26 protein-coding genes are annotated in these 26,064 nt (G+C 66.9%); 19 read left to right on the top strand and 7 right to left on the bottom strand.

All coding sequences use genetic code 11. The annotated features are described in order from the left end of the window. Nucleotides 1–72: 72 nt before the first annotated feature. The 4 genes from V6N07_RS16550 to rsgA all read left to right on the top strand — a co-directional run bounded on the left by V6N07_RS16550 (nt 73) and on the right by rsgA (nt 3,096). Nucleotides 73–306 carry a hypothetical protein gene (locus V6N07_RS16550; RefSeq protein WP_371157807.1) on the top strand — a complete coding sequence of 78 codons (234 nt, stop codon included), beginning with the start codon at nt 73–75 and terminating at the stop codon, nt 304–306. A gap of 55 nt (nt 307–361) precedes the next feature. Further along, the gene (locus tag V6N07_RS16545; RefSeq protein WP_371157805.1) at nt 362–1,006 is read left to right on the top strand and encodes an OmpA family protein; all 645 of its coding nucleotides are present in this window, start codon (nt 362–364) and stop codon (nt 1,004–1,006) included. 159 nt (nt 1,007–1,165) lie between these two features. Next, complete coding sequence (locus V6N07_RS16540) at nt 1,166–1,933, top strand: FadR/GntR family transcriptional regulator (RefSeq protein WP_371157803.1); 768 nt, start codon at nt 1,166–1,168, stop codon at nt 1,931–1,933. A 107-nt stretch (nt 1,934–2,040) separates the two neighbouring features. Further along, entirely contained in the window at nt 2,041–3,096 is a 1,056-nt protein-coding gene (gene rsgA, locus V6N07_RS16535; RefSeq protein WP_371157801.1) for a ribosome small subunit-dependent GTPase A, read from the top strand. A gap of 33 nt (nt 3,097–3,129) precedes the next feature. Here the strand turns inward: rsgA and V6N07_RS16530 are convergent, their stop codons facing one another. Beyond that, the gene (locus tag V6N07_RS16530) at nt 3,130–3,459 is read right to left on the bottom strand and encodes a DUF1330 domain-containing protein (protein WP_371157799.1); all 330 of its coding nucleotides are present in this window, start codon (nt 3,457–3,459) and stop codon (nt 3,130–3,132) included. Nucleotides 3,460–3,532: 73 nt separating this feature from the next. After that, complete coding sequence (ptsP, locus tag V6N07_RS16525) at nt 3,533–5,761, bottom strand: phosphoenolpyruvate--protein phosphotransferase (protein ID WP_371157797.1); 2,229 nt, start codon at nt 5,759–5,761, stop codon at nt 3,533–3,535. A gap of 119 nt (nt 5,762–5,880) precedes the next feature. Between ptsP and V6N07_RS16520 the strand changes: the two genes are divergently transcribed. Then, entirely contained in the window at nt 5,881–6,024 is a 144-nt protein-coding gene (locus V6N07_RS16520; RefSeq protein WP_371157795.1) for a hypothetical protein, read from the top strand. A gap of 140 nt (nt 6,025–6,164) precedes the next feature. Here the strand turns inward: V6N07_RS16520 and V6N07_RS16515 are convergent, their stop codons facing one another. After that, a complete protein-coding gene (locus tag V6N07_RS16515; RefSeq protein ID WP_371157793.1) occupies nt 6,165–7,400 on the bottom strand; it encodes an aspartate kinase in 1,236 nt (411 codons plus the stop codon). A 262-nt stretch (nt 7,401–7,662) separates the two neighbouring features. Here V6N07_RS16515 and V6N07_RS16510 point away from each other — a divergent pair, with 262 nt between their 5' ends. Then, nucleotides 7,663–8,424 carry a DUF2189 domain-containing protein gene (locus V6N07_RS16510; RefSeq protein WP_371157791.1) on the top strand — a complete coding sequence of 254 codons (762 nt, stop codon included), beginning with the start codon at nt 7,663–7,665 and terminating at the stop codon, nt 8,422–8,424. On the opposite strand, the gene V6N07_RS16505 is transcribed toward V6N07_RS16510, so the two are convergent. From V6N07_RS16505 to glmU, 3 genes are all read right to left on the bottom strand, one after another. Next, nucleotides 8,400–9,047: a DNA alkylation repair protein gene (locus V6N07_RS16505; protein WP_371157789.1), complete on the bottom strand. Its 648-nt coding sequence runs from the start codon at nt 9,045–9,047 to the stop codon at nt 8,400–8,402. The two genes, V6N07_RS16510 and V6N07_RS16505, sit on opposite strands and share 25 nt — an antisense overlap. A gap of 91 nt (nt 9,048–9,138) precedes the next feature. Next, nucleotides 9,139–10,944, bottom strand: coding sequence for a glutamine--fructose-6-phosphate transaminase (isomerizing) (glmS, locus tag V6N07_RS16500; RefSeq protein ID WP_371157787.1), 1,806 nt, complete (start codon nt 10,942–10,944; stop codon nt 9,139–9,141). Continuing rightward, the gene (gene glmU, locus V6N07_RS16495; RefSeq protein ID WP_371157785.1) at nt 10,944–12,293 is read right to left on the bottom strand and encodes a bifunctional UDP-N-acetylglucosamine diphosphorylase/glucosamine-1-phosphate N-acetyltransferase GlmU; all 1,350 of its coding nucleotides are present in this window, start codon (nt 12,291–12,293) and stop codon (nt 10,944–10,946) included. The genes glmS and glmU overlap by 1 nt, the downstream gene beginning before the upstream one ends. A gap of 84 nt (nt 12,294–12,377) precedes the next feature. On the opposite strand from glmU, the gene V6N07_RS16490 reads away from it, so the two are divergent. Next, nucleotides 12,378–13,049, top strand: coding sequence for an HAD-IA family hydrolase (locus V6N07_RS16490; RefSeq protein WP_371157783.1), 672 nt, complete (start codon nt 12,378–12,380; stop codon nt 13,047–13,049). Nucleotides 13,050–13,200: 151 nt separating this feature from the next. Continuing rightward, nucleotides 13,201–14,385, top strand: a complete 1,185-nt coding sequence (locus V6N07_RS16485; RefSeq protein WP_371157781.1) for a DegT/DnrJ/EryC1/StrS family aminotransferase — start codon at nt 13,201–13,203, stop codon at nt 14,383–14,385. 15 nt (nt 14,386–14,400) lie between these two features. Here the strand turns inward: V6N07_RS16485 and V6N07_RS16480 are convergent, their stop codons facing one another. Further along, the gene (locus tag V6N07_RS16480) at nt 14,401–14,928 is read right to left on the bottom strand and encodes a hypothetical protein (RefSeq protein ID WP_371157780.1); all 528 of its coding nucleotides are present in this window, start codon (nt 14,926–14,928) and stop codon (nt 14,401–14,403) included. Between the two features lie 209 nt (nt 14,929–15,137). On the opposite strand from V6N07_RS16480, the gene V6N07_RS16475 reads away from it, so the two are divergent. From V6N07_RS16475 to V6N07_RS16425, 11 genes are all read left to right on the top strand, one after another. Continuing rightward, entirely contained in the window at nt 15,138–16,301 is a 1,164-nt protein-coding gene (locus V6N07_RS16475; protein WP_371157778.1) for an isovaleryl-CoA dehydrogenase, read from the top strand. A gap of 87 nt (nt 16,302–16,388) precedes the next feature. After that, nucleotides 16,389–16,811, top strand: a complete 423-nt coding sequence (locus V6N07_RS16470) for a DUF1622 domain-containing protein (RefSeq protein WP_371157776.1) — start codon at nt 16,389–16,391, stop codon at nt 16,809–16,811. A gap of 31 nt (nt 16,812–16,842) precedes the next feature. Continuing rightward, complete coding sequence (locus V6N07_RS16465; protein ID WP_371157774.1) at nt 16,843–17,361, top strand: lysozyme inhibitor LprI family protein; 519 nt, start codon at nt 16,843–16,845, stop codon at nt 17,359–17,361. Then, the gene (locus V6N07_RS16460; protein WP_371157772.1) at nt 17,358–18,959 is read left to right on the top strand and encodes a carboxyl transferase domain-containing protein; all 1,602 of its coding nucleotides are present in this window, start codon (nt 17,358–17,360) and stop codon (nt 18,957–18,959) included. Before V6N07_RS16465 ends, V6N07_RS16460 begins: the two co-directional genes overlap by 4 nt. A gap of 2 nt (nt 18,960–18,961) precedes the next feature. Next, nucleotides 18,962–19,387 (top strand): ASCH domain-containing protein, encoded by a 426-nt coding sequence (locus tag V6N07_RS16455; RefSeq protein WP_371157770.1) that lies wholly within the window; start codon nt 18,962–18,964, stop codon nt 19,385–19,387. Between the two features lie 241 nt (nt 19,388–19,628). Then, nucleotides 19,629–21,560 (top strand): biotin carboxylase N-terminal domain-containing protein, encoded by a 1,932-nt coding sequence (locus V6N07_RS16450; RefSeq protein WP_371157768.1) that lies wholly within the window; start codon nt 19,629–19,631, stop codon nt 21,558–21,560. An 88-nt stretch (nt 21,561–21,648) separates the two neighbouring features. Beyond that, nucleotides 21,649–22,284: a glutathione S-transferase family protein gene (locus tag V6N07_RS16445; protein WP_371157766.1), complete on the top strand. Its 636-nt coding sequence runs from the start codon at nt 21,649–21,651 to the stop codon at nt 22,282–22,284. Next, nucleotides 22,274–23,128 carry a hydroxymethylglutaryl-CoA lyase gene (locus V6N07_RS16440; protein ID WP_371157764.1) on the top strand — a complete coding sequence of 285 codons (855 nt, stop codon included), beginning with the start codon at nt 22,274–22,276 and terminating at the stop codon, nt 23,126–23,128. Before V6N07_RS16445 ends, V6N07_RS16440 begins: the two co-directional genes overlap by 11 nt. 72 nt (nt 23,129–23,200) lie before the next feature. Beyond that, nucleotides 23,201–23,983, top strand: a complete 783-nt coding sequence (locus V6N07_RS16435) for a crotonase/enoyl-CoA hydratase family protein (protein ID WP_371157762.1) — start codon at nt 23,201–23,203, stop codon at nt 23,981–23,983. 200 nt (nt 23,984–24,183) lie between these two features. After that, on the top strand, nt 24,184–25,308 hold the full coding sequence (locus V6N07_RS16430) for a lytic murein transglycosylase (RefSeq protein ID WP_371157760.1): 1,125 nt from the start codon (nt 24,184–24,186) through the stop codon (nt 25,306–25,308). Nucleotides 25,309–25,387: 79 nt separating this feature from the next. Next, nucleotides 25,388–26,059, top strand: coding sequence for an SH3 domain-containing protein (locus tag V6N07_RS16425; protein ID WP_371157758.1), 672 nt, complete (start codon nt 25,388–25,390; stop codon nt 26,057–26,059). Nucleotides 26,060–26,064 lie beyond the last annotated feature (5 nt).

The following is a 26,064-nucleotide window of genomic DNA, read 5'->3' as shown; positions in this document are numbered from 1 at the left end:
GCCGGGACGGGAACCGAATGGCGTGCGGTGCATTGACCGCGTATGCCCCGGACAGGCCGATAGGAAAAAGACATGACACTGACCCTGAAACGCCCAATCCCCCCTGCTGCTGCCGTATTGCTTGCGATGGTGCTGGGTGGCTGTGTTTCGTCTACCGGCAACCGCACGGCGGACGGCGCGATCCTCGGCGGGTTGGCCGGCGCCACCGTTGGTGGTGTCGCCAGCGATGGCGACCTTGAGAAAGCCGTCATCGGCGGCGCGATCGGCGCCGGTATCGGCGCGTCGGTCGCCCAGAACACCAACTGATTTCCGGGCCGGTGACGCACGCGCCTGCCCGCCCCTTCGAACGAAAGAAAAGAACATGACCCTCAAGACACCGCTTGCCCTGGCCTCGGCCCTTGCCCTCACCCTGTCCGGCTGCGTGACCGCGACCGACGGCGGACCGAACCGCACCGCGAACGGCGCGATCATCGGCGGCCTCGCAGGCGCGGCCCTCGGCGGAATTGCCAGCGATGGTGACCTCGAAAAGGCGGTCATCGGTGGCGCGCTCGGCGCCGGTATCGGCGCGGCCGTCGGTCAGGAACTGGACCGTCAGGCCGCCGACCTGCGCAATCAGCTGGGCGACGACCGCATCACGGTGACCAACACCGGCGAGCAGCTGATCGTTTCGATGCCGCAGGACATCCTGTTCTCGACCGACAGCGCCAGCCTGCGCGCCGACCTGCAGGGCGATCTGCGGGCGCTTGGCCGCAACCTGCTGCAATACCCCGACACCACGGTGCAGGTCATCGGCCACACCGACAGCGAAGGGTCGGCCGCCTACAATCAGGACCTGTCCGAGCGTCGGGCCCGCGCCGTTTCCGGCGTGCTGCTCGAAACCGGCGTGTCGGGCGCGCGCATCCGGTCGTTCGGTCGCGGTGAATCGCAGCCGATCGCCACGAACAACACCCCCGAAGGCCGTCAGCAGAACCGCCGCGTCGATATCATCATCACGCCGAACGCCTGATCGATACCAGCGACCAGGGGCCACGGCCGGGACATGCCCGGCCGTGGCCCTTTTCTTTTGGCGGTCGTGGCGGCGGTCTCGCGCCGTGCGGGATGCAATCCCTTTGCCCTTCGTCGGTATATGTGGTCAGTTAATGTGACCAATTTCCGGGGATCCCTCATGCCCTTTCAAATGATCGAAGCCGAAAAGCTGGCGTCTGCCGTGGTTCGCCAGATCGAGAACCTGATCCTGCGCGGCATCCTGCGTCCGGGCGATCGCCTGCCATCCGAGCGGGAGTTGTCGGAACGCCTCGGCGTGTCGCGCCCGTCGCTGCGCGAGGCCGTGTCCGAACTGCAGGAACGGGGTCTTCTCGTGACGCGGGCCGGGGCGGGCGTGTTCGTGGCCGACGTCCTCGGCTCCGCGTTCTCGCCTGCGCTGATCCGGCTGTTCTCGACGCAGGAGGACGCGCTGGACGACTACATCGCGTTTCGCCGCGACCTGGAGGGGTTGGCCGCCGCCCGTGCTGCGCGCAAGGGCAGTGATACGGATCTGGCCCTCGTCGATACGATCTTTCGCAAGATGGAAGCGGCGCATTCCAAGCGCGACCCGTCCGAGGAAGCCGGCCTAGACGCCGATTTTCACATGTCCATCATCGAGGCGAGCCACAACGTCATCATGCTGCACATGATGCGGTCGATGATGGATCTGCTGCGCGAGGGCGTGTTCTACAACCGATCCGTCATGTTCAAACAGCGCACGACCCGTGACATGCTGCTGGATCAGCACCGGGCCATCAACGACGCCCTGCAAAGCCGCGATGCCGACGGGGCCAAGGCCGCCGTCGAGGCGCATCTGACCTTCGTGCGCGGGTCCTTGGCGGACCAGAGGGCGGCAGACCGGCACGAGGATGTCGCCCGTCTGCGCTTGCAGCAGGAGGTTGGGCGCTAGGCGCGCATCTGCCCCGGTGTCTGGATTGTCGATGCGCGGCGCAGACAGACATGGCTGCGGCGCGGCGGGCAGGCTATGATACCCACGGTGTTCATCGGAGGACCGGGATGGCCCGCGATTATTCCAAGTTTCTACCCGAGGCCGTGACGGCCCCGCGTCCGTCGCCCCTTGCCGCCCTCGGGTGGCAGTCGTGGTTCGCACAGCAGGTCGATGCCGACGAGATGACGCAGACGCCCCCTGTCCGGGTGACGCGGATCGACCGATCCGGTCTGACCGTGACGGGCGACGGGATCGATCAGGTGTTGCCGCCCCGCGCCGACGTGACGGTGGGCGATTGGCTGCTTCTGTCCGACGACGCGCCGGTTCTGGAACGCAAGAGCCTCGTGAAACGCCGTGCGGCGGGGCACGACCGCTCGGTTCAGTTGATTGCCGCGAACATCGACACGACCTTCATCGTGACGTCCTGCAATGCCGATTTCAACGTGGCGCGGTTGGAACGCTATCTTGCGCTGGCCTTCGATGCGGGCACCGACCCCGTGATCATCCTGACCAAGCCGGACCTTGCCGACCCCGCGCCCTATGTCGCCAAGGCCGAGGCGATCGCGCAGTCGGTTCCGGTGATCGCCGTCAATGCCAAGGCGGACGGCCCCGGCGTGGTGGCCGCCCTTGCGCCGTGGTGCAAGCCCGGTCGGACGGTCGCGTTCCTCGGGTCGTCCGGCGTGGGAAAATCGACGCTGGTCAATGCCCTGTCCGGCAGCGATGCGGTCGTCACGGGGGCCATTCGCGAAGACGACGCCCGTGGCCGGCACACGACCACACGACGCGAGCTCTATGTGGTTGCGGCCGGTTTTGCCGTGCTCGACACGCCCGGCATGCGTGAACTGCAGTTGACGGATGTATCGGCCGGGATCGAGGAAGTGTTCGCCGATCTTGCCGAATTGTCGCGCAACTGCCGGTTCAACGACTGCGCCCATGAGACGGAGCCTGGCTGTGCCGTTCAGGCCGCGCTGCGCGCCGGAACCCTGGATGCGGATCGGATGGCCCGCTGGAAAAAGCTGGCTGCGGAAGATGCCCACAACTCGGCGGATCTGGCCGAACGCAGGCGGCGGGACAAGGCCTTTACCAAGCGCGTCAACAAGGCCGTGAAAGCCAAGCCCCGGTAGGCCGCGTTGCCCGGCCGGTTTCGTGACCCATGATCAAGCGTGCGGCGTGTCGGCCGACGCGGGTCCGGTTGGCTGTTCCAGACCTTCGACGCTGACGAGACGGGCGCTGCTACAGCCGTTCCGCACATCGCGCAGGCCCTGGTAGGTCTCGCCCGTATAGAACGCGTCCCATGCCTCGGCGGATGGAAACTCCAGCAGGACGATGCGGCGCGGCTCCCACGCGCCTTCATGCACCCGGTGCGGCCCACCCCGGACAAGATAGCGTGCCCCGGCGTCCTCGATCGCCGGTTTCACGGCGTCCATGAAAACCTGGTATTGGTCCATATCTCGGATATCGACGTCGAAAATCACGTATATCGGCATGATTGGTTCCCCCTGCCGATCAGCCTGCGGGCGAATGGCCCGTCGCGCAAGGCGTTCGTCTGCCGCGCCGTGGTCAGCGGGAGCGCAGGTACTCCATCACCGCAGGGCGGACCGATTGCTCGCCCGCGTCGCGCGCCTCGGCGATGACCTGCTTGACGCGCGCCAGATCCGATCGCAGCAGGATATGCTTGACCGGCCCGATCGAGGCGGGGCGCATCGACAGGCAGCGCAGGCCCATCGCGGCAAAACACAGCGCTTCGACCGGGCGGCCCGCATCCTCGCCGCAGAAGCTGACCGGAGTATCCGTCTCGGCGCAGCGGGCGACGATCTGTTCGATCAGGGTCAGGAAGCTGACGTTCAGGGTATCGTATCGGCGGCGCACACGCTCGTTCTCGCGGTCGGCGGCAAAGAAGAACTGCTTGAGGTCGTTGCCCCCGATGGAGATGAAATCCGCCTCCTCGAAGAAACGGCGCGGCGCAAAGGCCATCGACGGCGTCTCCAGCATGGCGCCGACCTTCAGGTCGGATGGCAGGGGATGGCCAAGCGACTTTTCGCGGTGGATCTCGGCCAGCAGCAGGGCGCGCGCTTCGAGGAATTCCTCCTGCTGGGCGATGAAGGGAAACATCAGTTGCAGCGGTCCGCCGTTCGCGGCGCGCAGCAGGGCCTGCAACTGCATCCGCATCACGCCCGGCTTGTCGAGGCCGACGCGGATCGCGCGCCAGCCCAGGGCCGGGTTCGGCTCCTCCGTGCGCTTCATGTAGGGCAGCACCTTGTCGGACCCGATGTCGAGCGTCCGGAAGGTGACGGGCTTGCCGCCCGCAGCCTCGATCACCCGCGCATAGAGCGAGGCAAGCTCTCCGCGTTTGGGCACCTTGTTGCGCGTCAGGAACTGCAATTCGGTGCGGAACAGGCCCACGCCCTCGGCCCCCGACGAGGGCAGGGACGGCAGGTCGGCCATCAGGCCCGCGTTCATCATCAACTCGATCCGGTGGCCGTCGGACGACATGCAGGCGCGGTCGCGGATGCTGGCGTAGCGGGTCTGCGCCTCGGCCTGCATGGCCAGCTTTTCGCCGAAGGCGCTGCGCACCATGTCGTCGGGGCGCAGGTGGGCGACGCCCTGATCGCCGTCGACCAGAATCGGATCGCCTGACAGCGCCTCGGCCACGATGCCACGGGCCTGCAGGATCAGGGGAATGGCCCATGCTCGCGCGACGATGGCCGCATGGCTGCCGACGGCCCCTTCCTCCAGCACGACACCACGTAGGCGGCGCCCGTATTCCAGCAATTCCCCCGGCCCGATGTTGCGCGCCACCAGAACGGCATTGTCGGGCAGCTGTGCCGTATCGCGGGCCTGCCCGGTCAACATGCGCAGAAGGCGGTTCGACAGGTCATCGAGATCGGCCAGACGGTCGCGCAGATATGGGTCGGCGCCGGCCATGCGGGCGCGCGCGGCGGTCTGTTCCTTTTCGACGGCGGCCTCGGCGGTCAGGCCCGCGTCGATGTCGCCCTCCATCCGGCGCAGCCAGCTGCGGGAATAGGCGAACATGCGGAACGCCTCGATCACCTCGGTCTGCGCGCTGTCGCCGGTGGCCTGCGTCAGCATCTTGTCGACCGACAGGCGCAATTCGTCGATCGCCTCGTTGAGGCGCTGTTTCTCGTGGTCGGGATCGTCGCTGACCGGGTTGGTGATGACGACGCGCTGATCGTGCAGGTGGACGACGCCCTCGGCCGCGCCTTCCTGTCCGGTGACCCCGCGAAACAGCACCTGTTGCTTGTGACGCGGCTTCAGCGCCTCGCCCTCGTCGACGAAGGCGCCCAGTTCGGTCATCTCGGCCAGGACCATGGCGACGACTTCGAGGGCGTAGATCTCGTCGTCCGAAAACTCGCGCGCGTCCTTCGACTGAACCACGAGGACGCCAAGGCGTTCGCCCAGTCGCTGAACGGGCACGCCAAGGAACGACGAAAAGACCTCTTCCCCCGTTTCCGGCATGTAGCGGAACCCCTTGGTCGAAGGGGCATCGGGCGTGTTGACCGCGCGGCGGGCCTTGGCGACACGCCCGACCAGCCCCTCGCCCACGCGCATGCGGGTGACGTGGACGGCCTCGGCGTTCAGGCCATGCGTCGCGCACAGCTCCAGCGTTGTCTCGTCGCGGTGCAGATAGATCGAACAGACCTCCGTCCCCATGGACGTGGCGACCAGATCGACGATCCGGTTCAACCGCTCCTGCCCGGCGGCGGCCTCTGCCATGACGGCAGACAGGCGTCGCAACAGCTTGCGGCTTTCTGTGTCCTTGGTCGGCATTCTGCTCTCCCTCTCGGGGGAGGGGTATATGCGAGGGTTGTGACGAATGGGAGGGGGCGCGCCCCTTGCAGTCGTCGATAAGTTCCAAGCTTGGCCCGTTTTCGCCCCGACTGCCTAAGATGTGCCGCCAGATCGGGCAGACGCGCAAGATGCACCATCCCCGGACCATCCGCCCCCGCAACGGGCGGCAGGCGCGACGGGATGTGCAGGCGCATCACGCGACAGCCACCGATACTGGCCTTGTCGATCAGGCGACCGGCTAGAATACGATGACAGATACGACAAAGGCTCCCGGAGGGAGCCTTTGCATATCGTTTATCGCGGCTTCGAAGGCGCGGTTCTGCGAAACCTCGAACAGGAAAAGCGACGCACCCCGGGTTGCCCAGGACCCGGGGCCGAACCCTCAGGCCTTTTCCAGCTCGAACGTGTCGTGCAGGGCCTGCACCGCCAGTTCCATGTACTTGCGGTCGATCAGGACGGAAATCTTGATCTCGGAGGTCGTGATGACCTTGATGTTGATCCCCTCGGCCGAAAGCGCGTCGAACATGCGCGCCGCGACGCCCGCGTGCGACCGCATCCCGATGCCGACGACGGACACCTTGGACACGTCCTTGTCGGCGATCAGGTCGTGAAACTCGATCTCCTCGCGGGTCATCGCGTCACGCACGGCCTTTTCGGCGCGCGCGACCTGATCGACCGGCAGGCTGAAGGTCATGTCCGTGCGCCCGTCCTCGGCGATGTTCTGGACGATCATGTCCACGTTCACCCCCGCCTCGGCCAGGGGGCCGAAGATGGCCGCCGACACGCCCGGGCGGTCCGCGACCGAGATCAGCGTCATCTTGGCCTCGTCGCGCACGAAGGCGACCCCGGCGACTACGTTCGATTCCATGATGTCCTCCTCGTCGCAGACCAGCGTTCCCGCGTCGTCCGACTGTTCCTCGAAACTGCTCAGCACCCGCAGCTTGACCTTGTAGCGCATGGCCAATTCGACCGACCGTGTCTGCAACACCTTGGCACCCAGCGACGCCAGTTCCAGCATCTCCTCGAAGGCGATGCGGTCCAGCTTGCGCGCCTTGGAGCTGACGCGCGGATCGGTCGTGTAGACGCCGTCCACGTCGGTGTAGATGTCACAGCGTTCCGCCCCGAAGGCCGCGGCGAAGGCCACGGCCGTGGTGTCCGACCCGCCACGGCCCAGCGTGGTGATGCGTCCCTCGGGCGAGACGCCCTGAAAGCCCGCGACCACGGCGACCTGCATCCCCTTGGCAAAGCGGTCGTCGAAATTCTCGGTCGGGATTTCCTCGATCCGCGCGCTGCTGTGCGCGCTGGTGGTCTTCACCGGCACCTGCCAACCCTGCCAGCTGCGCGCCTCGATCCCGTTTTCCTGCAGGATCAGGGCCAGCAATCCGGCGGTGACGTTTTCACCCGACGACACGACGGCATCGTATTCGCGCGCATCGTACAGCGGCGAGGTTTCGTTCACCCATCCAACAAGCTCGTTCGTCTTGCCCGACATGGCAGAAACGACGACGATCACGTCGTAACCCTTCGCCACCTCGACGCCCACGCGTTTGGCGACGCGGCGGATACGGTCGAGGTTGGCGACGGAGGTTCCGCCGAATTTCATCACGAGTCGCGGCATGGCGGCCCCCCGGTCATGGATCGCAGGCTGACTAGGGCAGGTCGCGCCCGGGGGCAAGACGGGCGAAGGGGATCGTGGGGCCTGCAAGCGCGCACAGGCCTTTCGCGGCATCGCCGTCGCGATGCGTGTCGGTCCGGACCCGAGCCACCCGACCCGCCGCCAAGGGCACCCCGTGCACATTGTCACGGGGGCGGCATGGCAATACCTTGCGATGATGATCCAAATCAATGTGCGCGGGGCGCGTGCCCCTCATCATGGCTGAATGACACCTGCCACAGATCCCCCTCGCAATCCGGCGTCGTTGACGTTTTCCGACATCGCGGCCGTGTTGCGGGCGGGGATGGTCGATTTCATGACCGCCCCGCGGTTCGGCCTGTTTTTCGCGGCCGTCTACGTCCTGTCGGGAATGGCGCTGCTGGCGGTCGGCGCGGGTCTGTTCACCTGGACATTGACCCTCTCTCTCGGGTTCCCGCTCGTGGCGCCGTTCCTTGCCGTCGGTCTCTACGAGGTCAGCCGCCGCATCGCCGTCGATGCGCCCCTGTCCTTTGCCACGGTTCTGGGCGTCGTCTGGCAGGAACGCACGCGACAGATCCCGTGGGCCGGGGCGGTGATGCTGATCTACTTCCTGTTCTGGTCGTTTCTCGCACACATGCTGTTTGCGCTGTTCATGGGGCCGCAGGCCCTGCTTGGCCCCCCGGACGATCTGGCCAGCTACCTGACCGGGACGGGCCTTGCCATGATCGCCGTCGAACTGCTGGTCGGCGGCGCCTGCGCGTTTCTGCTGTTCGCGATGACGGCCACGGCCCTGCCGATGCTGTTGGACAGGGAGGTCGATTTCGTCACCGCCATGCGCACCAGTGTCGCGGTGGTGCGGGCAAATCCCGTCGTGATGGGGGCCTGGGCCGCGATTGTCGCCATCCTGACCCTCGCGGCCATGGTGCCCTGGTTCCTCGGGCTGTTCATCGTGCTGCCGGTGCTGGGCCATGCCAGCTGGCATCTCTACAGGCGCGCGCTGCCCGATTGATCGCGCACCGCAGCTGCCCGTTCGGGGTCGCGCTTGGCCAGATCGCGCAACCAGCCGTCCACGGCCTGCCGGATCAGGGGGCGCGCGTCCTCCGCCATCGCGGCTACCCAGCCGAGGATGTGATCGCGAACCTCACGCTCCGCCTCGGACGGATTGTTCATCTTGGCCCAGGGGCGCGTCGCCTCCAGCGCGGCACGGCGCGTCCAGATGCTGGCGGCATCGGTCCAGTCCTCCACCACTTCCAGCCGGGCGGGCAGGGCAACGAGGCGCCGCCCCGCGGCTGCGGCATGGGCGTCGGCCAACGCCCGACAATCCAGTTGATGCACCCAGCGTTCCAGCAACGCCCAGACACCATCGTCCGGCCGGATCCGCGCCTGCGTCAACAGCTTCAGCGCCAGCAGCCGCAGGTCGAACACCTCCGCCCGCCACAGCGCATCGGCGATCAACACCCGGTGGTCCACGCTCAAATCGTCCCGCAGCGCCTTGGCGGTGTCATTCAACACCCCCGCCGGGACGCCCCAGCAGTCACGATCCGTTCGGTTTGACGCCTTGTCGCGCGCCGCACGCTCCGGATCGCCCGCAGCCTGCATATCGGCAACGACACCATCCTTCTTCCTGGTCAAAATACTCCGGGGGTCGGTCATTTGCGGCGCCACCGGTTCAAGCCCGGATGGCCGTCGGGCTGGCCCCCAGCCGCATCATCCTGTGCATCGTTCATTCGACTGTCACCGATTTGGCAAGGTTGCGGGGTTGGTCCACGTCCGTGCCTTTGTGCACCGCCGTGTGATACGCCAGCAGCTGCGCCGGAATGGCATAGAGGATCGGCGCAAAGACCGGATCGACCTTTGGCATTACCAACACGTCCCACACCCCGTCCGAGGCCTGCGCCGCGCCGTCGCTGTCGGTCACGAGCAGAACCTGACCCTCGCGGGCCATGACTTCCTGCATGTTGCTGACGGTCTTGTCGAACAATGGGTCCAGTGGGGCAAAGACGACCACCGGCAGGCTACGATCGACGAGGGCTATGGGCCCGTGCTTCAGCTCGCCGCTGGCATAGGCCTCGGCGTGGATATAGCTGATCTCCTTCAGCTTCAGCGCGCCTTCATGGGCCATCGGATACATCGGTCCGCGCCCGAGGAACAGGATGTCCGAAGCCTCGGCAAGGCGGTGAGCCAACGCCTCGCACCGCTCCTCGATCCCGAGGGCGGAGGACACGAGACCGGGAAGCGCGCGCAGTTGCGCGACCAGCTCCGCCTCGCGCGGTCCATCGATCGTTCCACGCGCAACGCCTGCCTCGATGGCCAGCGCCAGGAGGACGGCAAGCTGGTTGACGAAGGCCTTGGTCGAAGCGACGCCGACCTCGACGCCCGCATGGATCGGGAAAACCACGTCCGCATCCCGCGCGATGCTGCTTTCGGCGACGTTGACCACGGCGGCGATGGCGCGGGCCTTGCCCTTGGCATAGCGCAGCGCGGCCAGCGTATCGGCCGTTTCGCCCGACTGGCTGACGAACAGGGCGGTGGTCTGCGCACCGATCGGCCCCTCGCGGTAGCGGTATTCGGAGGCGATATCGACCTCGACCGGCAGGCGGGCCAGCGCCTCGAACCAGTATTTGGCGACCGAACAGGCGATCTGCGCCGTGCCGCAGGCGATCATCTGCACCCGGTCGGTGGCCGCCCAATCGTAGGTGCTGGGCGGCACAATACGGTCGCCATCGGTATAGGCCGCGATCACGTCCGACAGGGTCTGCGGCTGTTCGTGGATCTCCTTGGCCATGAAGTGCTTGTGCCCGGCCTTCTCGATCCGTGTCGCTTCCATCCGGATGCGCCGCGCCTCGCGGTGGGTCTGGCGCCCTTCGGCATCGAAGATCTGCGCGCCCGCCCGGGTGACGACCGCCCGGTCGCCTTCCTCGAGATAGGTCAGGGTATCGGTCAGCGGGCCAAGGGCAATCGCGTCGGAGCCGACGAACATCTCGCCCTCTCCATGTCCGATGGCCAGGGGCGATCCTGCGCGCGCACAGATCAGCAGGTCGTCCTCGCCGTCGAACAGGAAGCACAGCGCATAGGCCCCTTCCAACCTGTCGATGGTCGCGAAGGCCGCGTCCTTCGGGGACATCCCGTCGTCGAGGAAGTGCTCGCACAGGCGCACGACGGTCTCGGTGTCGGTCTCGCTTTCCCATTGGCCGTTCAGTTCGGCCCTCAGGGCGCGGAAGTTCTCGATGATGCCGTTGTGCACGACGGCGACACGTCCCGCGCGGTGCGGGTGGGCGTTGGCCACCGTGGGCGCGCCGTGGGTGGCCCAGCGGGTGTGCCCGATCCCGGCAAAGCCCGTCAGCGGGTCGGTCACCAGAAGATCGGCGAGGTTGACCAGCTTGCCGACGGCCCGGCGACGGTCCAGCACCCCGTCCGACACGGTCGCGATGCCCGCGCTGTCATAGCCGCGGTATTCCAGCCGCTTGAGCGCCTCGACCATCAGGGGCGCAGCCTGGTGATTGCCGAGTATTCCGATAATGCCGCACATCAGTGAGTCTCCCGCGCTTTGGCTGCACGCAACTTGGCCATCAGCCGCGCTGCAAGGCCCGCCTTGTTGACCTGCTTGGCGCGGGACAGTGCCAGATCACCGTCCGGCACATCCATCGTGACGACGCTGCCCGAACCGGTCATCGCACCGGCGCCCACGGTCACCGGGGCGACCAGCGAGGTGTTGGAGCCGATGAACGCCGCCTCGCCGATGACCGTGCGGTGCTTGAAGACGCCATCGTAGTTGCAGGTGATCGTGCCCGCGCCGATATTGGCGCGCGCGCCCACGTCCGCGTCACCGACATAGGACAGGTGGTTCAGCTTCGCGCCTTCGGCCACCTGCGCGTTCTTGACCTCGACGAAGTTGCCGACCCGCACACCGCGGTCCAGTTCGGCGCCGGGGCGCAGGCGGGCATAGGGGCCGATGATGCAGCCATCGGAGACATGGCATCCCTCGAGGTGGCTGAAGGCGCGCAGGGTCGCGCCCGATTCAACCGTCACGCCCGGCCCGAAAACCACGTGAGGTTCGATCACCACGTCGCGGCCGATGACCGTGTCATGGGCAAGGAACACGGTTTCGGGCGCTGTCATCGTAACGCCCAGATCCATCGCCTCGGCGCGGGCACGGGCCTGGAACGAGGCTTCGGCTGCGGCAAGGTCGGCCCGCGTGTTGACGCCAAGCGTCTCGGCTTCGGCGCAGGTGACGACGCGCGCGGACATGCGCGCGGCCCGGGCAAGGCCCGGAACATCCGTCAGGTAGTATTCGCCCGCCGCGTTGTCGTTCCCGACCTGATCGAGCAGGTCGAACAGCGTATCGGCATCCGCCGCCAGCACGCCCGAATTGCACAGCGTGACCGCCAGTTCCGCCTCGGTCGCGTCCTTTGCCTCGACGATGCGGTCAAGGCGGTCGCCTTCCGCGATCAGGCGGCCGTAGCGGCCGGGAAGTGCGGCCTCGAACCCCAGGACGACGACATCGGCACCGTCACGGCGGGCCTGCAGCATGGCGTTCAGGGTCTCTGGCTGAATGAAGGGGGTGTCGCCGTACAGGACGATGGCGTCGCCCTTGAACCCGGCCAGCGCGGCGCGTGCCTGCAAGACCGCGTGCCCGGTGCCCAGTTGCTGCGTCTGTCGCACGACGACCGCGTCCGGGTCGTGGGCGCGGGCGGCGGCCTCGACGGCGTCTCCTCCATGACCGGCGACGATCACCGTCCGCTCCGGTGTCACCTCCGCGCCCGAGGTCAGCGCGTGGACAAGCAGGGGCGCATGCGCCACTTCGTGCAGGACTTTCGGCAAGTCGGATTGCATGCGGCTGCCCTGTCCGGCGGCCAGCACGATGAGCGCTGTTGGCATCTTCGGCCTTTCCCTTGTGTTGCGCCCGTTCTACCTGCCACGGGGAACGTCGCAAGGGCGGCATCGGCGAAAGGGCACCGACCTATGAAACGATCCGTCATTTTCGACCTCGATGGAACCTTGTGTGACACCTCGGGCGATCTGCTGGCCGCGGCGAACGTCGCACTGGCCGAACTGGGGCATGACATCCGGCTCGACGCCGACCGGGCCGAGGACCGGGCGACGGCGGTACGTGGGGGGCGGGCGATGTTGCGCCTTGGCCTCAACCGCCTCGGCATCGACGACGAGGCGCAGGTCGATGCGGGGTATCAGCCGCTGCTTGACGCCTACGGGGCGGCGATCTGCCACCACACGGTTTTCTATCCCGGTGCGCGCGAGGCGGTCACCCGTCTGCGCGAGGCCGGGGATGCCGTGGCGATCTGCACCAACAAGCCCGAGGCGCTGGCCTTGCAATTGATTGGCGAACTCGGGGCCGCAGACCTGTTCGATGCGCTGATCGGGGCGGATACCCTTCCGGTGCGCAAGCCCGATCCGGCGCCGTTGCTGGCCGCGATCGAACGGGTTGGCGGCACGGCCAGCCGGTCCGTGCTTGTCGGCGACACGACGACGGACCGCGAAACATCCCGGGCAGCGGGGATTCCGTCTATCCTCGTGACCTTCGCGCCTGCCGGTGCGTCGGTGGCGGACCTGCGTCCCGATGCCTTGCTGCATCATTTCGACGACCTGGAGGCGGCGCTGTCCGTCGTCGGCCTGTAGCCGGACCGATCCGGGGCAGGGGGCTCTGCCCCCCGAGGTATTATCGACCAAGGAAAGGCGTAAGGGACGCAGGGTCCTGGACGGCGCATCCAGGGTTCCGGTGGCACGGGGCGGATTGACGCGGACCGCGCGTGCGCCCTAGCTGATCCGCATGGAGCATTTCACCAAGTCCTTCACCCGGCAGGAGCCGATCCCCGAAGAGGGGATCGCGGCCGCCGTCGATGTCATGCGTGGTGGCGGTCTGCATCGCTATGGGGCCACCCCCAGTCACGTGGCCTCGTTGGAGGAGGAGTTCGCCGCCCGGACCGGTGCGGCCCATGCGCTGGCCGTTGCCTCGGGCGGATACGCGATGGGGTGCGCCTTGCGCGCGCTGGGCGTCGGGCCGGGGGACGCGGTGCTGACCAACGCCTTCACGCTTGCGCCTGTGCCCGGTGCGATCGCCGCCGTCGGGGCCCGCGCCGTCCTTGTCGAGGTGACAGAGGATCTGGTCCTCGATCTCGACGATCTGGCGGCCAAGGCAGATGGCGGCGCCAAGGTCCTGATGCTGTCGCACATGCGCGGTCACATCGTCGACATGCATGCCCTGATGGCGATCTGCGATCGGGCGGGCATCGCGGTGATCGAGGATTGCGCGCATACCATGGGCGCGGCATGGGACGGCCATCCGTCCGGCCGCTGGGGGGCGATCGGGTGCTATTCCTGTCAGACCTACAAGCATATCAATTCCGGTGAAGGCGGGTTGATCGTCACCGACGACGCGGACCTTGCCGCGCGGATGATCCTGCTGTCCGGCAGCTACATGCTCTATGCGCGCAACGGCACCGCCCCGTCCGAGGAGGTGTTCGCGCGCCACAAGGGCCTGATGCCCAATGTCTCGGGCCGGATGGATGAGCTGCGCGCCGCGATCCTGCGCCCGCAACTGCGCGATCTGTCCCGGCAGGTCGCGCGCTGGAACGCCTGCTACCGCGCCATGGAGCATGGGTTTCGCGACGCGCCGGGCCTGTCGGTGATCGACCGCCCGCAGGCCGAGGCTTTTGTCGGATCGTCGATCCAGCTGCTGGCCGATGACGCGGCGCGCCTTCCTGCTTTCGTGGCCGGGTGTGCGGCGCGGGGTGTCGAATGGAAATGGTTCGGCGCGGATCGACCGGTCGGCTTCACCTCGGCGCATCGGCACTGGGAATATGTCGACCGTCACGCCCTGCCGCGCACCGATGCGGTCCTCTCCCGCCTGATCGACCTGCGCGTGCCGCTGACCTTCGACCTGGAGGATTGCGCCCTGATCGCCCGGATCGTCGTGGACGAGGCGGAGCGTCACCTGACCACCGCCAAGGCGTGATCCCGCGGGCGGGCGTCAGGTCGCGGCGGTCAGATCCTCGTCTTCGTCCACGTCCTGCGCCCCTCTGCGCGTCGCGGTCATCCGCGACAGCACGAGCTTGTAGGTGTCCGTATGGTCGTCGATATCCCGCAACAGATCGCCGGGCGATTTGGCATGGGGCATGTTGAGACCCAGCGCATGGGCGATCAGTTCGGAGCAGAACCACCTGTCGCGGGAATGGCGTCTGAAATTGAACAGCTGGCTGAGGATCATCGACCAGAGTTCATAGGGCTGGCCCAGATGGGCGGCGGCCCGGTCCCATGCGTCGTCGGGCGCCCATGGCACGGCGTAGATATCCCATTTCGGATCTTCCAGCGTGATCGACTTGATGCGCACGCCGTTATCGCGACCCGAGGCGCTGATGCATTCGACGGTATCGCCCCGGCGGGGCGTGACGTCCGTCCGGATCAGTTCGCAATGCGAAAACGGTGACCGCGTGGCATGGCGCACGATCCGGTCGGCCATGGTGCCGCGACCCCGGTAGAAGGCGACGTAGTACCGCATGTAGGCGCGACCTCTGCTGTTGTGTTGCCCGTGCAGGCTGCGCTGTCGGGGGTGATCGGGTCAAGTAGGGCAAACCCCTACCTGCCTTCCCCGCGGGCGCGGCGGGCGCACAGGCGGCTTGCCCGTTTGCCTGCATATCACCACGCTGGACGCAGCATCATCTGCACGCTAAAGAATAGAACAAGCGTTCAATTCCGGGGAGGGAATCGATGTTCAACGCCACCATGCAGTTCGACCTTGGCGAGGACGTGAATGCCTTGCGCGACATGGTCCATCGCTGGGCGCAGGAGCGGGTCGCCCCGATGGCTGCCGACATCGACGCGAACAACACCTTCCCGTCCGAGCTGTGGACAGAGATGGGCGATCTCGGCCTTTTGGGCATCACGGTCCCCGAGGAGGATGGCGGCGCGGGCATGGGATATCTTGCCCATGTCATCGCGGTCGAGGAAATCGCACGGGCCAGCGCATCGGTCAGCCTGTCCTACGGCGCGCACAGCAACCTGTGCGTCAATCAGATCGCCCTGAACGGCACGCCGGATCAGAAGGCGCGCTACCTGCCCGGCCTGATCTCGGGCGAACACGTGGGCGCGCTGGCCATGTCCGAAGCCGGGTCTGGATCGGACGTCGTGTCGATGAAACTGCGCGCGGAAAAGCGGAACGACCGCTTCATCCTCAACGGCACGAAATACTGGATCACCAACGGCCCCGATGCCTCGACCCTCGTCGTCTATGCCAAGACCGATCCTGAGGCCGGGTCCAAGGGCATCACGGCCTTCCTGATCGAGAAGTCGATGAAGGGATTCTCGACCTCCACCCACTTCGACAAGATGGGCATGCGTGGATCGAACACCGCCGAACTGGTGTTCGAGGACGTCGAGGTGCCCTTCGACAACATCCTTGGCGAGGAAGGCCGTGGCGTGCGCGTCCTGATGTCCGGCCTCGACTACGAACGCGTGGTTCTGGCGGGCATCGGCACCGGCATCATGGCCGCCTGCCTCGACGCGATCATGCCCTACATGGCCGAGCGGCGGCAATTCGGCGAACCCATCGGGAACTTCCAACTGATGCAGGGCAAGATCGCGGACATGTATACCGCGATGAACTCCGCCCGCGCCTATGTCTACGAGGTCGCCAAGGCCTGCGACCGCGGGCAGGTCACGCGACAGGATGCGGCGGCCTGCGTCCTCTATGCCTCGGAGGAGGCGATGAAGCAGGCGCATCAGGCGGTGCAGGCCATGGGGGGCGCGGGCTTCATGTCCGACAGCCCCGTGTCCCGCCTGTTCCGGGATGCCAAGCTGATGGAGATCGGGGCCGGCACCTCGGAAATCCGCCGCATGCTGATCGGGCGGGAGCTGATGGGGGCGATGGGGTGATGACGGTCCCCCGCCCATCACGCCCGGAGGGACCGTTTCGCGGCTTGGTGCGTTGTGCGCAGGACACCCATCGCGACAGGACCACAGATGACACCAGAAACCACCGACGCCCCGACCCGATTTCTGGACTATGTGCGCGAGGACAGCATCCTGCACGGGCAGGTCGACTGGATCGTGCACGGGATGGAATGGGCCGCCACGGCGATCGACATCTTCGGCTGCATCATCCTGCTGATCGGCGCGGCGCGCTTCGTCTGGGGGTTCCTGCGGGCCGAGATCAGCCGCGAGGCACAGGCACGCGTGCGCGGCGTGAATGCCGAACGGGTGGAGCTTGGTCGCTATATCCTTGCCGGTCTGGAGCTTCTGATCGTGTCGGACATCATCCACACGGCGCTGTCGCTTGCGATGGCGGACCTCGTGTTCCTCGGGCTTCTGGTCATCATCCGTTCGCTCATCTCCTACTTCCTCGACCGGGAACTGGCAGAGGTGAAGCGAGAACTGGGCGGCTAGAAACGCCCGTCCGCCCCGAAAGGCGGGCGGCATGAACGTCTTCGGCCTGCGATCCCTTCTGTCGCTGTGCTGCGCCGTCGGTGCCCTGACCACCGGTGCCGCCGCGCAGGACCTGATCTTTTCGGCGCAGCCGACGGAAAGCTGCCTTTCGATTGCCAGCGATCCGGGGCGCTGCATCGGGGCGTCGGCCGATCAGTGCATGACGGAAACGCCGGGCGGCGAGACGACGGTCGGGATGGGCGGCTGCCTGTGGGCAGAGGCGCAATACTGGGACACCCGTCTGAACCGCGCCTACACCGGCCTGCGCGCGCTGGAACAGCAGGCGGATGCCGATGATGCGTCCTATGGCCTGACGACGGCGTCGCGCGCGGATGCCTTGCGCGACATGCAACGGGCATGGATCGCGTTTCGCGATGCGACCTGCGCCTATGAGGCGACGCAATGGGGTGGGGGCACCGGGGCTGGCCCCGCGTCCAACGCCTGCTGGATGATGCAGACAGGGCGACAGGCCTTGGTGCTGGAGGCACGATTGTCGGAGATGACACCATGAAACTGACCTCTTCGCTGATCACCGGATCCGATCAGGCCCGCGCCAACCGCGCCGCCCATGAGGCCGCGCTGGCCGAGGTTGCGCAGGCCGCCGAATGGGCAATCGCCGGTGGGGGCGAAAAGTCCCGTGCGCGTCACCTGAGCCGCGGCAAGATGCTGCCCCGTGACCGGGTGGCGGGCCTGCTCGATCCCGGATCCCCGTTTCTGGAGGTCGGGACCTTCGCTGGCCACGACATGTACGACGGCGCCGCACCGGGTGGCGGGGCCATCGCGGGCGTGGGCCGTATCATGGGGCGCGACGTCATGGTCGTGTGCAACGACGCCACCGTGAAGGGCGGCACCTACTATCCGATCACCGTCAAGAAACACCTGCGCGCGCAGGAGATCGCGGAGGAATGCCACCTGCCCTGCGTCTACCTTGTCGACAGTGGCGGCGCGAACCTGCCCAACCAGGACGAGGTGTTTCCCGACCGCGATCATTTCGGCCGCATCTTCTACAATCAGGCGCGGATGTCGGCCAAGGGCATCGCGCAGATCGCCGTCGTCATGGGGTCCTGCACGGCGGGCGGGGCCTATGTGCCCGCCATGTCGGACGTGTCGATCATCGTGCGCGAACAGGGCACGATCTTTCTGGCCGGTCCGCCCTTGGTGAAGGCCGCAACGGGCGAGGTCGTGACGGCCGAGGATCTGGGCGGTGGCGACGTGCATACCCGCCTGTCGGGTGTCGCGGATTATCTGGCCGAGGATGACGCCCATGCGTTGGCCCTCGCACGGCGGGCGGTCGGCAATCTGTCCTTCGATGCGCGCAGCACGGCGCCGGTATCGTTCGAAGAACCGGCCTATGACCCCGAGGAGATGTTCGACGTGGTGCCCGCCGATCTGCGCACCCCATACGACATCCGCGAGGTGATCATGCGGCTGGTCGACGGCAGCCGCTTCGACGAGTTCAAGGCCCGTTTCGGCGAAACCCTCGTGACCGGGTTCGCCCATGTCCACGGCATGCCCGTCGGCATCGTCGCCAACAACGGGGTGCTGTTCTCGGAGGCCGCGCAGAAGGGGGCGCATTTCATCGAGCTGTGCTCCCAGCGGAAGATCCCGCTGGTCTTCCTTCAGAATATCACCGGCTTCATGGTGGGGCGTAAATACGAGAACGAGGGGATCGCGCGGCATGGGGCCAAGATGGTCACCGCCGTCGCCTCGACCTCCGTGCCCAAGATCACCATGCTGGTCGGGGGCAGTTTCGGGGCCGGGAATTACGGCATGGCCGGGCGGGCCTATCAGCCGCGTTTTCTGTGGGCCTGGCCCAATTCGCGGATCAGCGTCATGGGTGGGCCGCAGGCCGCGGGCGTGTTGGCCACGGTCAAGCGGGACGCGATGGAGCGGGCGGGGCAGGAATGGTCCGCCGAGGAGGAAGCCGCCTTCAGGCGGCCGACCGAGGAGATGTTCGCGCGGCAGTCGCATCCCCTCTATGCGTCGGCGCGGCTTTGGGATGACGGCATCATCGACCCGCGCAAATCGCGTGACATCCTTGCCCTGTCCCTGCGCGCGGCCCTGAACGCACCCATCGAGGAGACACGCTTCGGCGTGTTCCGGATGTGACGATGCAGACCTTGCAGCAGATCATCGACGCCAACCCCGAGGCAGAGACCTTTCGCTTTGGCGAAACGCAGCAGATGTCCGACCGGATCCTTTCCCTCGTTCGGAGTGGCAGGAAGACGGCGACCTGCGAAGCCGCGCGCCACTATGGGCCCAAGGGCGATGCCTGGCCCGAGGTCGGGCGCCGCGACGTTGCCTTGGAATGGGATGGCCGCCCCGCCGTGATGATCGAGACCGTCGCCGTCGAAACCCGCCGATGGTCCGAAATGGACGAAGCGTTTGTCGCGTTGCAGGGAGAGTTCGAGAGCCTCGATGCGTGGCGCCGCGTCTATCGCCCCTATTTCGAGCGGTCGGGCGGGTGGTCCGAGGACATGAAGATCATGTGCGAGAGTTTCCGCGTGGTCGAGGATTACGCGGAGGCGATCCGATGACCTGCCACTATGTCGCAGCGCGCCGACGTCCGGGGTGCAGCCCCCGAACCCCCGAGGTATTTTCGGCCAGAGGAAGAGGGGCGGCTGCACGATCGGGTCCGTCGGGTCGGTCGGGTCCGCAGGCGTGGAGGCGCGCGGGTAAGGCGGCATCCGCGCAGATGACCAGGCCGGGTATCGATCTGTCCGTCGTTTCGGCGGCATTCGGTGGAACGGTGGGACCATGCAGCCGGGGGCGCAACTGATGTTTACGAAGATCCTGATCGCCAACCGGGGCGAGATCGCCTGTCGCGTGATCGACACCTGCCGCAGGATGGGCGTGCAGACCGTGGCCGTGCATTCCGACGTGGACGCCGACGCGCGGCATGTCGCGATGGCGGACGAGGCCGTGTCGCTGGGTGGAGCGGCCCCGGCGGACAGCTATCTGCGGGGGGGTGCGATCATCGAGGCGGCCCTGTCGACGGGGGCAGAGGCGGTGCACCCCGGCTATGGCTTCCTGTCGGAAAACCCCGAATTCGTGGATGCGGTGGACGCGGCGGGGTTGGTGTTCATCGGCCCGTCCGCGGCGGCGATCCGCGCGATGGGCCTGAAGGATGCGGCGAAGGCCCTGATGACGGAAGCCGGGGTGCCGGTCGTTCCCGGATATCAGGGGGCAGAACAGGGCGCGGAGGCCTTGGCGGCAGAGGCGGACGCCATCGGCTATCCGGTTCTGATCAAGGCGGTTGCGGGCGGTGGCGGCAAGGGCATGCGGCGTGTCGAGACGCCGGACACGTTCGCCGACGCGCTGGAGAGCGCGCGGTCCGAAGCGCGCAAGGCCTTTGGCAACGATCATGTTCTGATCGAAAAATGGGTTGCGACCCCCCGCCATATCGAAGTGCAGGTTTTTGGGGATGGTACGCAGGCCGTTCATCTGTTCGAGCGCGATTGTTCCCTGCAACGTCGCCATCAGAAGGTGATCGAGGAGGCCCCGGCCCCCGGCATGACGCCCGAAATGCGCGCCGCCATGGGGGCCGCCGCCGTCCGTGCCGCCGAGGCGATCGGTTATGCGGGTGCCGGGACCGTGGAATTCATCGTCGACGCCACGGACGGGCTGCGCGACGATCGGTTCTATTTCATGGAGATGAACACCCGCCTGCAGGTCGAACATCCGGTAACCGAGGCGATCACCGGTGTGGACCTGGTCGAGTGGCAGCTGCGCGTCGCCGCGGGCGAGGCACTGCCTGCGCAACAGGCGGATCTTTCGATCACCGGCCATGCCTTCGAGGCGCGCCTGTATGCCGAGGATGCGGCGGCGGGGTTCCTGCCTGCGACCGGCACGCTTACGCATCTGGCGTTCCCCGCCGACGTCCGGGCCGATACCGGCGTGCGGCCGGGCGACGTGATCAGCCCGTGGTACGATCCGATGATTGCAAAGCTGGTGGTGCACGGTCCCACGCGGGCGATTGCGTTGATGCAGCTGGAGCAGGCGCTGTCACGCACGCAGGTTGCGGGCACGGTGACCAACCTTGCGTTCCTGCGCGCATTGTCCCGCCACCACAGGTTCGTTTCGGGCGATGTGGATACGGGGCTGATCGATCGGGATGTCGGGGTGCTGACCCGTGCGCCCGTTCCCTGCACCCGCGCACGGTCGCTGGCCGCCTTGGCCGCGCTGGGCCTTGATCACGGGCAGGCGGGGGAGGGGGTGCACCTGTGGGCTCCGCTTGTCCGGCAGCAGTCCCTGACCTTCGGGGAGGAGGATATCGTGGCCCGCGTGACGACCACCGGTCCCGGCCGGTTTTCTGTCGCACTGGGGGATGTGACGCACGAGGTGCGGCGCGGCGACGCGTGGATCATCGATGGTGCGCGGGTTCCGGCCCGGATCGGGCATGGCCCCGGCGCGGTGCATGTCTTCTGGGGCAATGTCTATTCCTTCGGCGTTCCCGATCCGCTGGCCGTGGCGGCCGCCGGTGGGGCCGTGTCCGGCGTGGTCGAGGCGCCGATGCCCGGCCTCGTCAAGGCGGTGTTCGTCGATGCGGGTGCCGAGGTGAAGGCAGGGGACCGGATCGCCGTGCTGGAGGCGATGAAGATGGAGCATACGCTGACCGCCCCGCGTGACGGTGTGGTGGCGGAGGTGATGGTTGTCGACGGTGCCCAGGTCGAGGCCGGGGCCGCCCTCATGCGGCTGGAGGAGACGTGATGCCCTGCCGGGATGGCCTTGCAACCGCCGGCGGTGCCCCCGGCCGTGAGGCGTATCCGAACCGATCGCGGCGATGGCGGGGTTTGTCGTGACCGATATCCTGCTTCACCATGTGCCGGACAGCCGCTCGCAGCGTATCCTGTGGCTGCTGCACGAGTTGGAGGTGCCGTTCGAAACCCGTGTCTGGTCGTTCGACAAATCCCTGCGCAGCGACGCGTTCCTCGCTCTCAACCCGGCTGGACGCGTTCCGGCGCTGGAAATGGACGGACGGTCCTTCTGGGAAACCGGCGCGATCATCGAGATTCTGTGCGAAAAAGTCGGCAGGCTCGGGCGGGCACCGGGGCACGCGGAGCGGGCAGATTGGCTGATCTGGGTTCATTTCAGCGAAACCATCAGCCAGCATGCTGCCGCCTGCACCCAAGGCCATGTCGTGTTGCGTGAGGATTGGATGCGGTCGCCGACAGTCCTCAAGCTTGAGGCCGCGCGCATCGGCAAGTGTTTCGATGCGATCGAGGGACAGTTGTCCGGTGACTGGCTGTTGTCCGGATTTTCGGCGGCGGATGTGGCCGTGGGTCAGGCGGTCTCGATGGCGCGGCGGTTCCACCGCATCGGTGACCGACCGCGTCTGGCCGCATGGATGGCCCGGTGCGAGGCGCGGACCGGCTACGCGGCGGCGATGGGCGGTCCAAGCCTTTATGCGCAGGAGTTCTACGATGTCGAATAGGGTGGAGATCTTCGAGGCGGGCCCGCGTGACGGGTTGCAGAACGAAAAGCGGATGATCTCGGCGGCCGAGAAGATCGCGCTGATCGATCTTCTGAGCCAAGCCGGCTTCCGCCGGATCGAGGTCGCGTCCTTCGTCAGCCCGAAGTGGGTGCCGCAGATGGCCGACGGTGCCGAGGTTCTGGCCGGAATGACCCGGGTGCGCGGCGTGTCTTACGCCGCGCTGACGCCAAACCTGCGCGGCTACGAGGGCGCGCGCGCGGCAAAGGTCGACGAGGTTTCGGTTTTCGCCAGCGCCTCCGAAGGGTTTTCGCGCGCGAACCTGAATGCCACGATCGCCGAGAGCCTCGAACGCTTCGGTCCGGTTCTGAAGGCGGCGAAAGACGACGGGATCCCGGTGCGGGGCTATGTATCCTGCGTGACGGATTGCCCGTTCGACGGACCTGTGCCCCCCGGCGACGTGGCACGGGTGGTCGGCTGGCTGCGCGGGGCGGGATGCTATGAGGTCAGCCTTGGTGACACCATCGGGCAGGGCACGCCGGAAACCGTGGATGCCATGCTGGATGCCGCGTTGAACGAATGGGATGCCGCCCATCTTGCGGGGCATTTTCACGATACCAACGGGCGTGCACTGGAAAATGTCGATGCGGCCCTGGCGCGGGGTCTGCGGGTGTTCGATGCCTGCGTCGGGGGGCTTGGTGGATGTCCCTATGCGCCGGGCGCCGCCGGGAATGTGGCGACCGAAGCGGTGTTGGCCCATGTCGAGGGGCTGGGGTTCCAGACCGGCCTCGACGCGGGCGTGATCGCCGACGCCGCGCAGATGGCGCGGGGCATGCGCCCGCACTGAGGCATGTCATTCGCGGAAAACGGTCGCGGCAGCGGCGATATCCGAACCGAACGATTGGGGATTGAAGACAAGATGACATTCGAGACTTTGACCGTCGAGCGCGACGACCGAAGGGTCGTGACCGTGACCCTGTCGCGACCGGACGTGCACAACGCCCTGTCCGCCCGGATGATGGACGAGTTGACGACCCTCGCCGGACAACTGGCCGAGGATGACAGCAGGGTTGTCGTGCTGACCGGGGTCGGCAGATCGTTCTGTGCGGGTGGTGATCTGGGGTGGATGCGGTCGCAGTTCGATGCCACCCCCGAACGTCGTGCCGAAGAGGGGCATCGCCTTGCGGGCATGCTACAGGCGCTCAATACCCTGCCAAAGCCGCTGATCGGTCGCGTTCAGGGCAATGCCTTCGGCGGTGGCGTCGGTCTGGCCTGTGTCTGTGACGTGGCCATCGGGGTGGAGGATGCCCTGCTCGGCCTGACCGAGACACGGCTGGGGCTGATCCCGGCGACGATCGGCCCTTATGTGATTGCCCGAATGGGCGAGGGGCGCGCGCGGCGGGTCTTCATGTCCTCCCGCCGGTTCGACGCGGCGGAGGCCTGTGATCTTGGTATCTTGTCGCGGGCTGTTCCCGCCGGGGATCTGGACGCCGCCATCGAGGCCGAGGTGCGCCCCTACCTGTCCTGCGCGCCGGGGGCCGTCGCGGACGCCAAGGCCATGGCGCGGCGGTTGGGGCCGACGATCGATGCAGCAGTCATTTCCGAAACGATCGACGCTTTGGCCGCCCGGTGGGACGGTCCCGAAGCGGCAGAGGGCGTCGGAGCGTTCTTCGACAAGCGCAAACCCGATTGGGCGGTCTGACCTGCACGGATCTCCGGCGGCCTTGCTTGGGTGATCGGGGCTTCGGTGCTGCCGGGCAGGGGCGCTGTCTGTTCTGATCACGCAAGCGCCGGTTCGCCTCGGCCATCCCTTGCCGCGCGCGGTGCGTGATATCGCTGGGCCTTGTCGGTGCGCGGGCTTCGTCTACTGTACGTCCAACCCTCGACAGAAGGACCACAGGCATGATCACCCGTCGCGCATTCACCGCTCTTATCGTTGCGGCCCCTCTCTCGGCCTGCGCGGGGGCGCCACCGGCCTCCGTCCGGCCGGCGGCACGGGACGCGGACCCGGATCTGATTCCGCGGACCACGCCGGGTTGGTCCGCGTGGGTCGAGGCATTCAAGGGGCGTGCCCGTGCCGAGGGGATCCGGCAGGAAATTCTCGACAGCGCCTTTCGGGGGCAGGGCTTCGTGCCCGGTGTCGTTGCCCGTGATCGCAACCAGACGGAGTTCAGCCGCTCGTTCGAGGATTACCTCGCCATCGTCGCAAGCGAGCGCAGGGTGCAGGCCGGGCGCGCGGCTTTCGCCCAGCAGCAATCGCGCCTGCGCGCGATCGAGGCACGGTATGGCGTGCCGGCGCAGATCACCTGCGCGATCTGGGGCGTCGAAAGCAATTTCGGCGCGCGGCGCGGATCCATCCCGGTCATCTCCTCGACCTCGACACTCGCCTTCGACGGGCGACGGGGGCGCTTTTTCGAACAGCAACTGATCGCGGCGCTGAAGATCCTGCAATCGGGAGATACCACGCCACAACGTCTTGTCGGAAGCTGGGCCGGGGCGATGGGGCATACGCAGTTCATCCCGACCAGCTACGAGGCCTATGCGGTCGATTTCACGGGCGATGGGCGGCGTGACATCTGGTCGGAGGATCCCTCGGATGCATTGGCATCGACGGCGGCCTATCTGGCGCGGTCCGGGTGGCAGGCGGGGGCATCCTGGGCGATCGAGGATGCGAATGGCGATCTTGCCACCGATCCGGGTGGTCCCGTGTTCCGCACCGGGCCGAACTTCCGTGTTATCAAGCGGTACAACAATTCCGACAACTACGCGCTCGGCGTCGGATACCTCGCCGACCGCATCGCCGGTGGCGGACCTCTGCGACAGGAGTTCGGGCCGGATGAATACGGCCTGCGCCTCAGCCAGCGGCAGGATCTGCAACGTCGGTTGACGGCGGCGGGGTTCGACACGGATGGCGACGACGGTGTCATCGGCCCCAAGAGCCGTGCGGCAATCGCGGCCTATCAGCGGTCGCGCGGGCTGGCGGCTACCGGAGATCCATCGCCTGGTCTGCTTGCCGCCCTGCGATAGGCGATAGCACGGCCGCATCCCTTGCGGTGCCGCCGGCGCGACGCCAGCTTGATCCCATCCTCATGTCTCGGAGCCTGTCATGCGTACAGCCTCGTCCGTCCTTTTCTTCTGTCTCGGACTGCTGCCGGTATCGATCGCCGCGCAACCTGTCTGGAACCTGACCCCCGGGCCGGTCGCCTTGCGCGAGGGGCCCGGTGCCGGCAGGCTCGTGGTCGGGGAGCTGCCGGTCGGCGCGATGGCAGAGGTCGGAACATGCACGGCGGATCGCAGTTGGTGCCTTCTGTCGACGGATGGTGATTACGGTTGGGTCGACACACGAGTGATCCCGGTGCCACGCGCGGCACCCGTTGCGGCGGCGTCATCCGCGCCTGCTGCCAACGCGGCACCACCCCCACCGGTCACGGTCACGCCCCTGCCTGACGTCGAGGTCGGGGCGGCAGGTTTGCCGCAATCGGTGCTGGATGCCGTCGATGCCGTTTCGGAGCGGCCGCGCAGCGATCAATGGGTCGGTCCGGGACGACAGCCGACGCTGCTGTCGGTGACGGACGTGACGGTCAACGTCTCGACCGGGGACCTGAACCTCCGCTCCGGCCCGGGGACGACGTATGCGGTGATCGATCGGCTGGCGCCCGGCGAGGGCGGGCTGATCGATACCTGTTCGGCGTCCGAAGTGTGGTGCCGTATCCTGCCGATGGACGGTGGGCCGGAAGGATGGGCAAAGATGGTTTTCATGGGCGACCGGCGACTTTGACGCGC

It is taken from the genome of Jannaschia sp. 2305UL9-9, assembly GCF_041403465.1.
Lineage (GTDB): Bacteria > Pseudomonadota > Alphaproteobacteria > Rhodobacterales > Rhodobacteraceae > Jannaschia.
The sequence above is the reverse complement of the archived record's forward strand: the minus strand, read 5'-3'. Positions and strand labels throughout refer to the sequence as shown.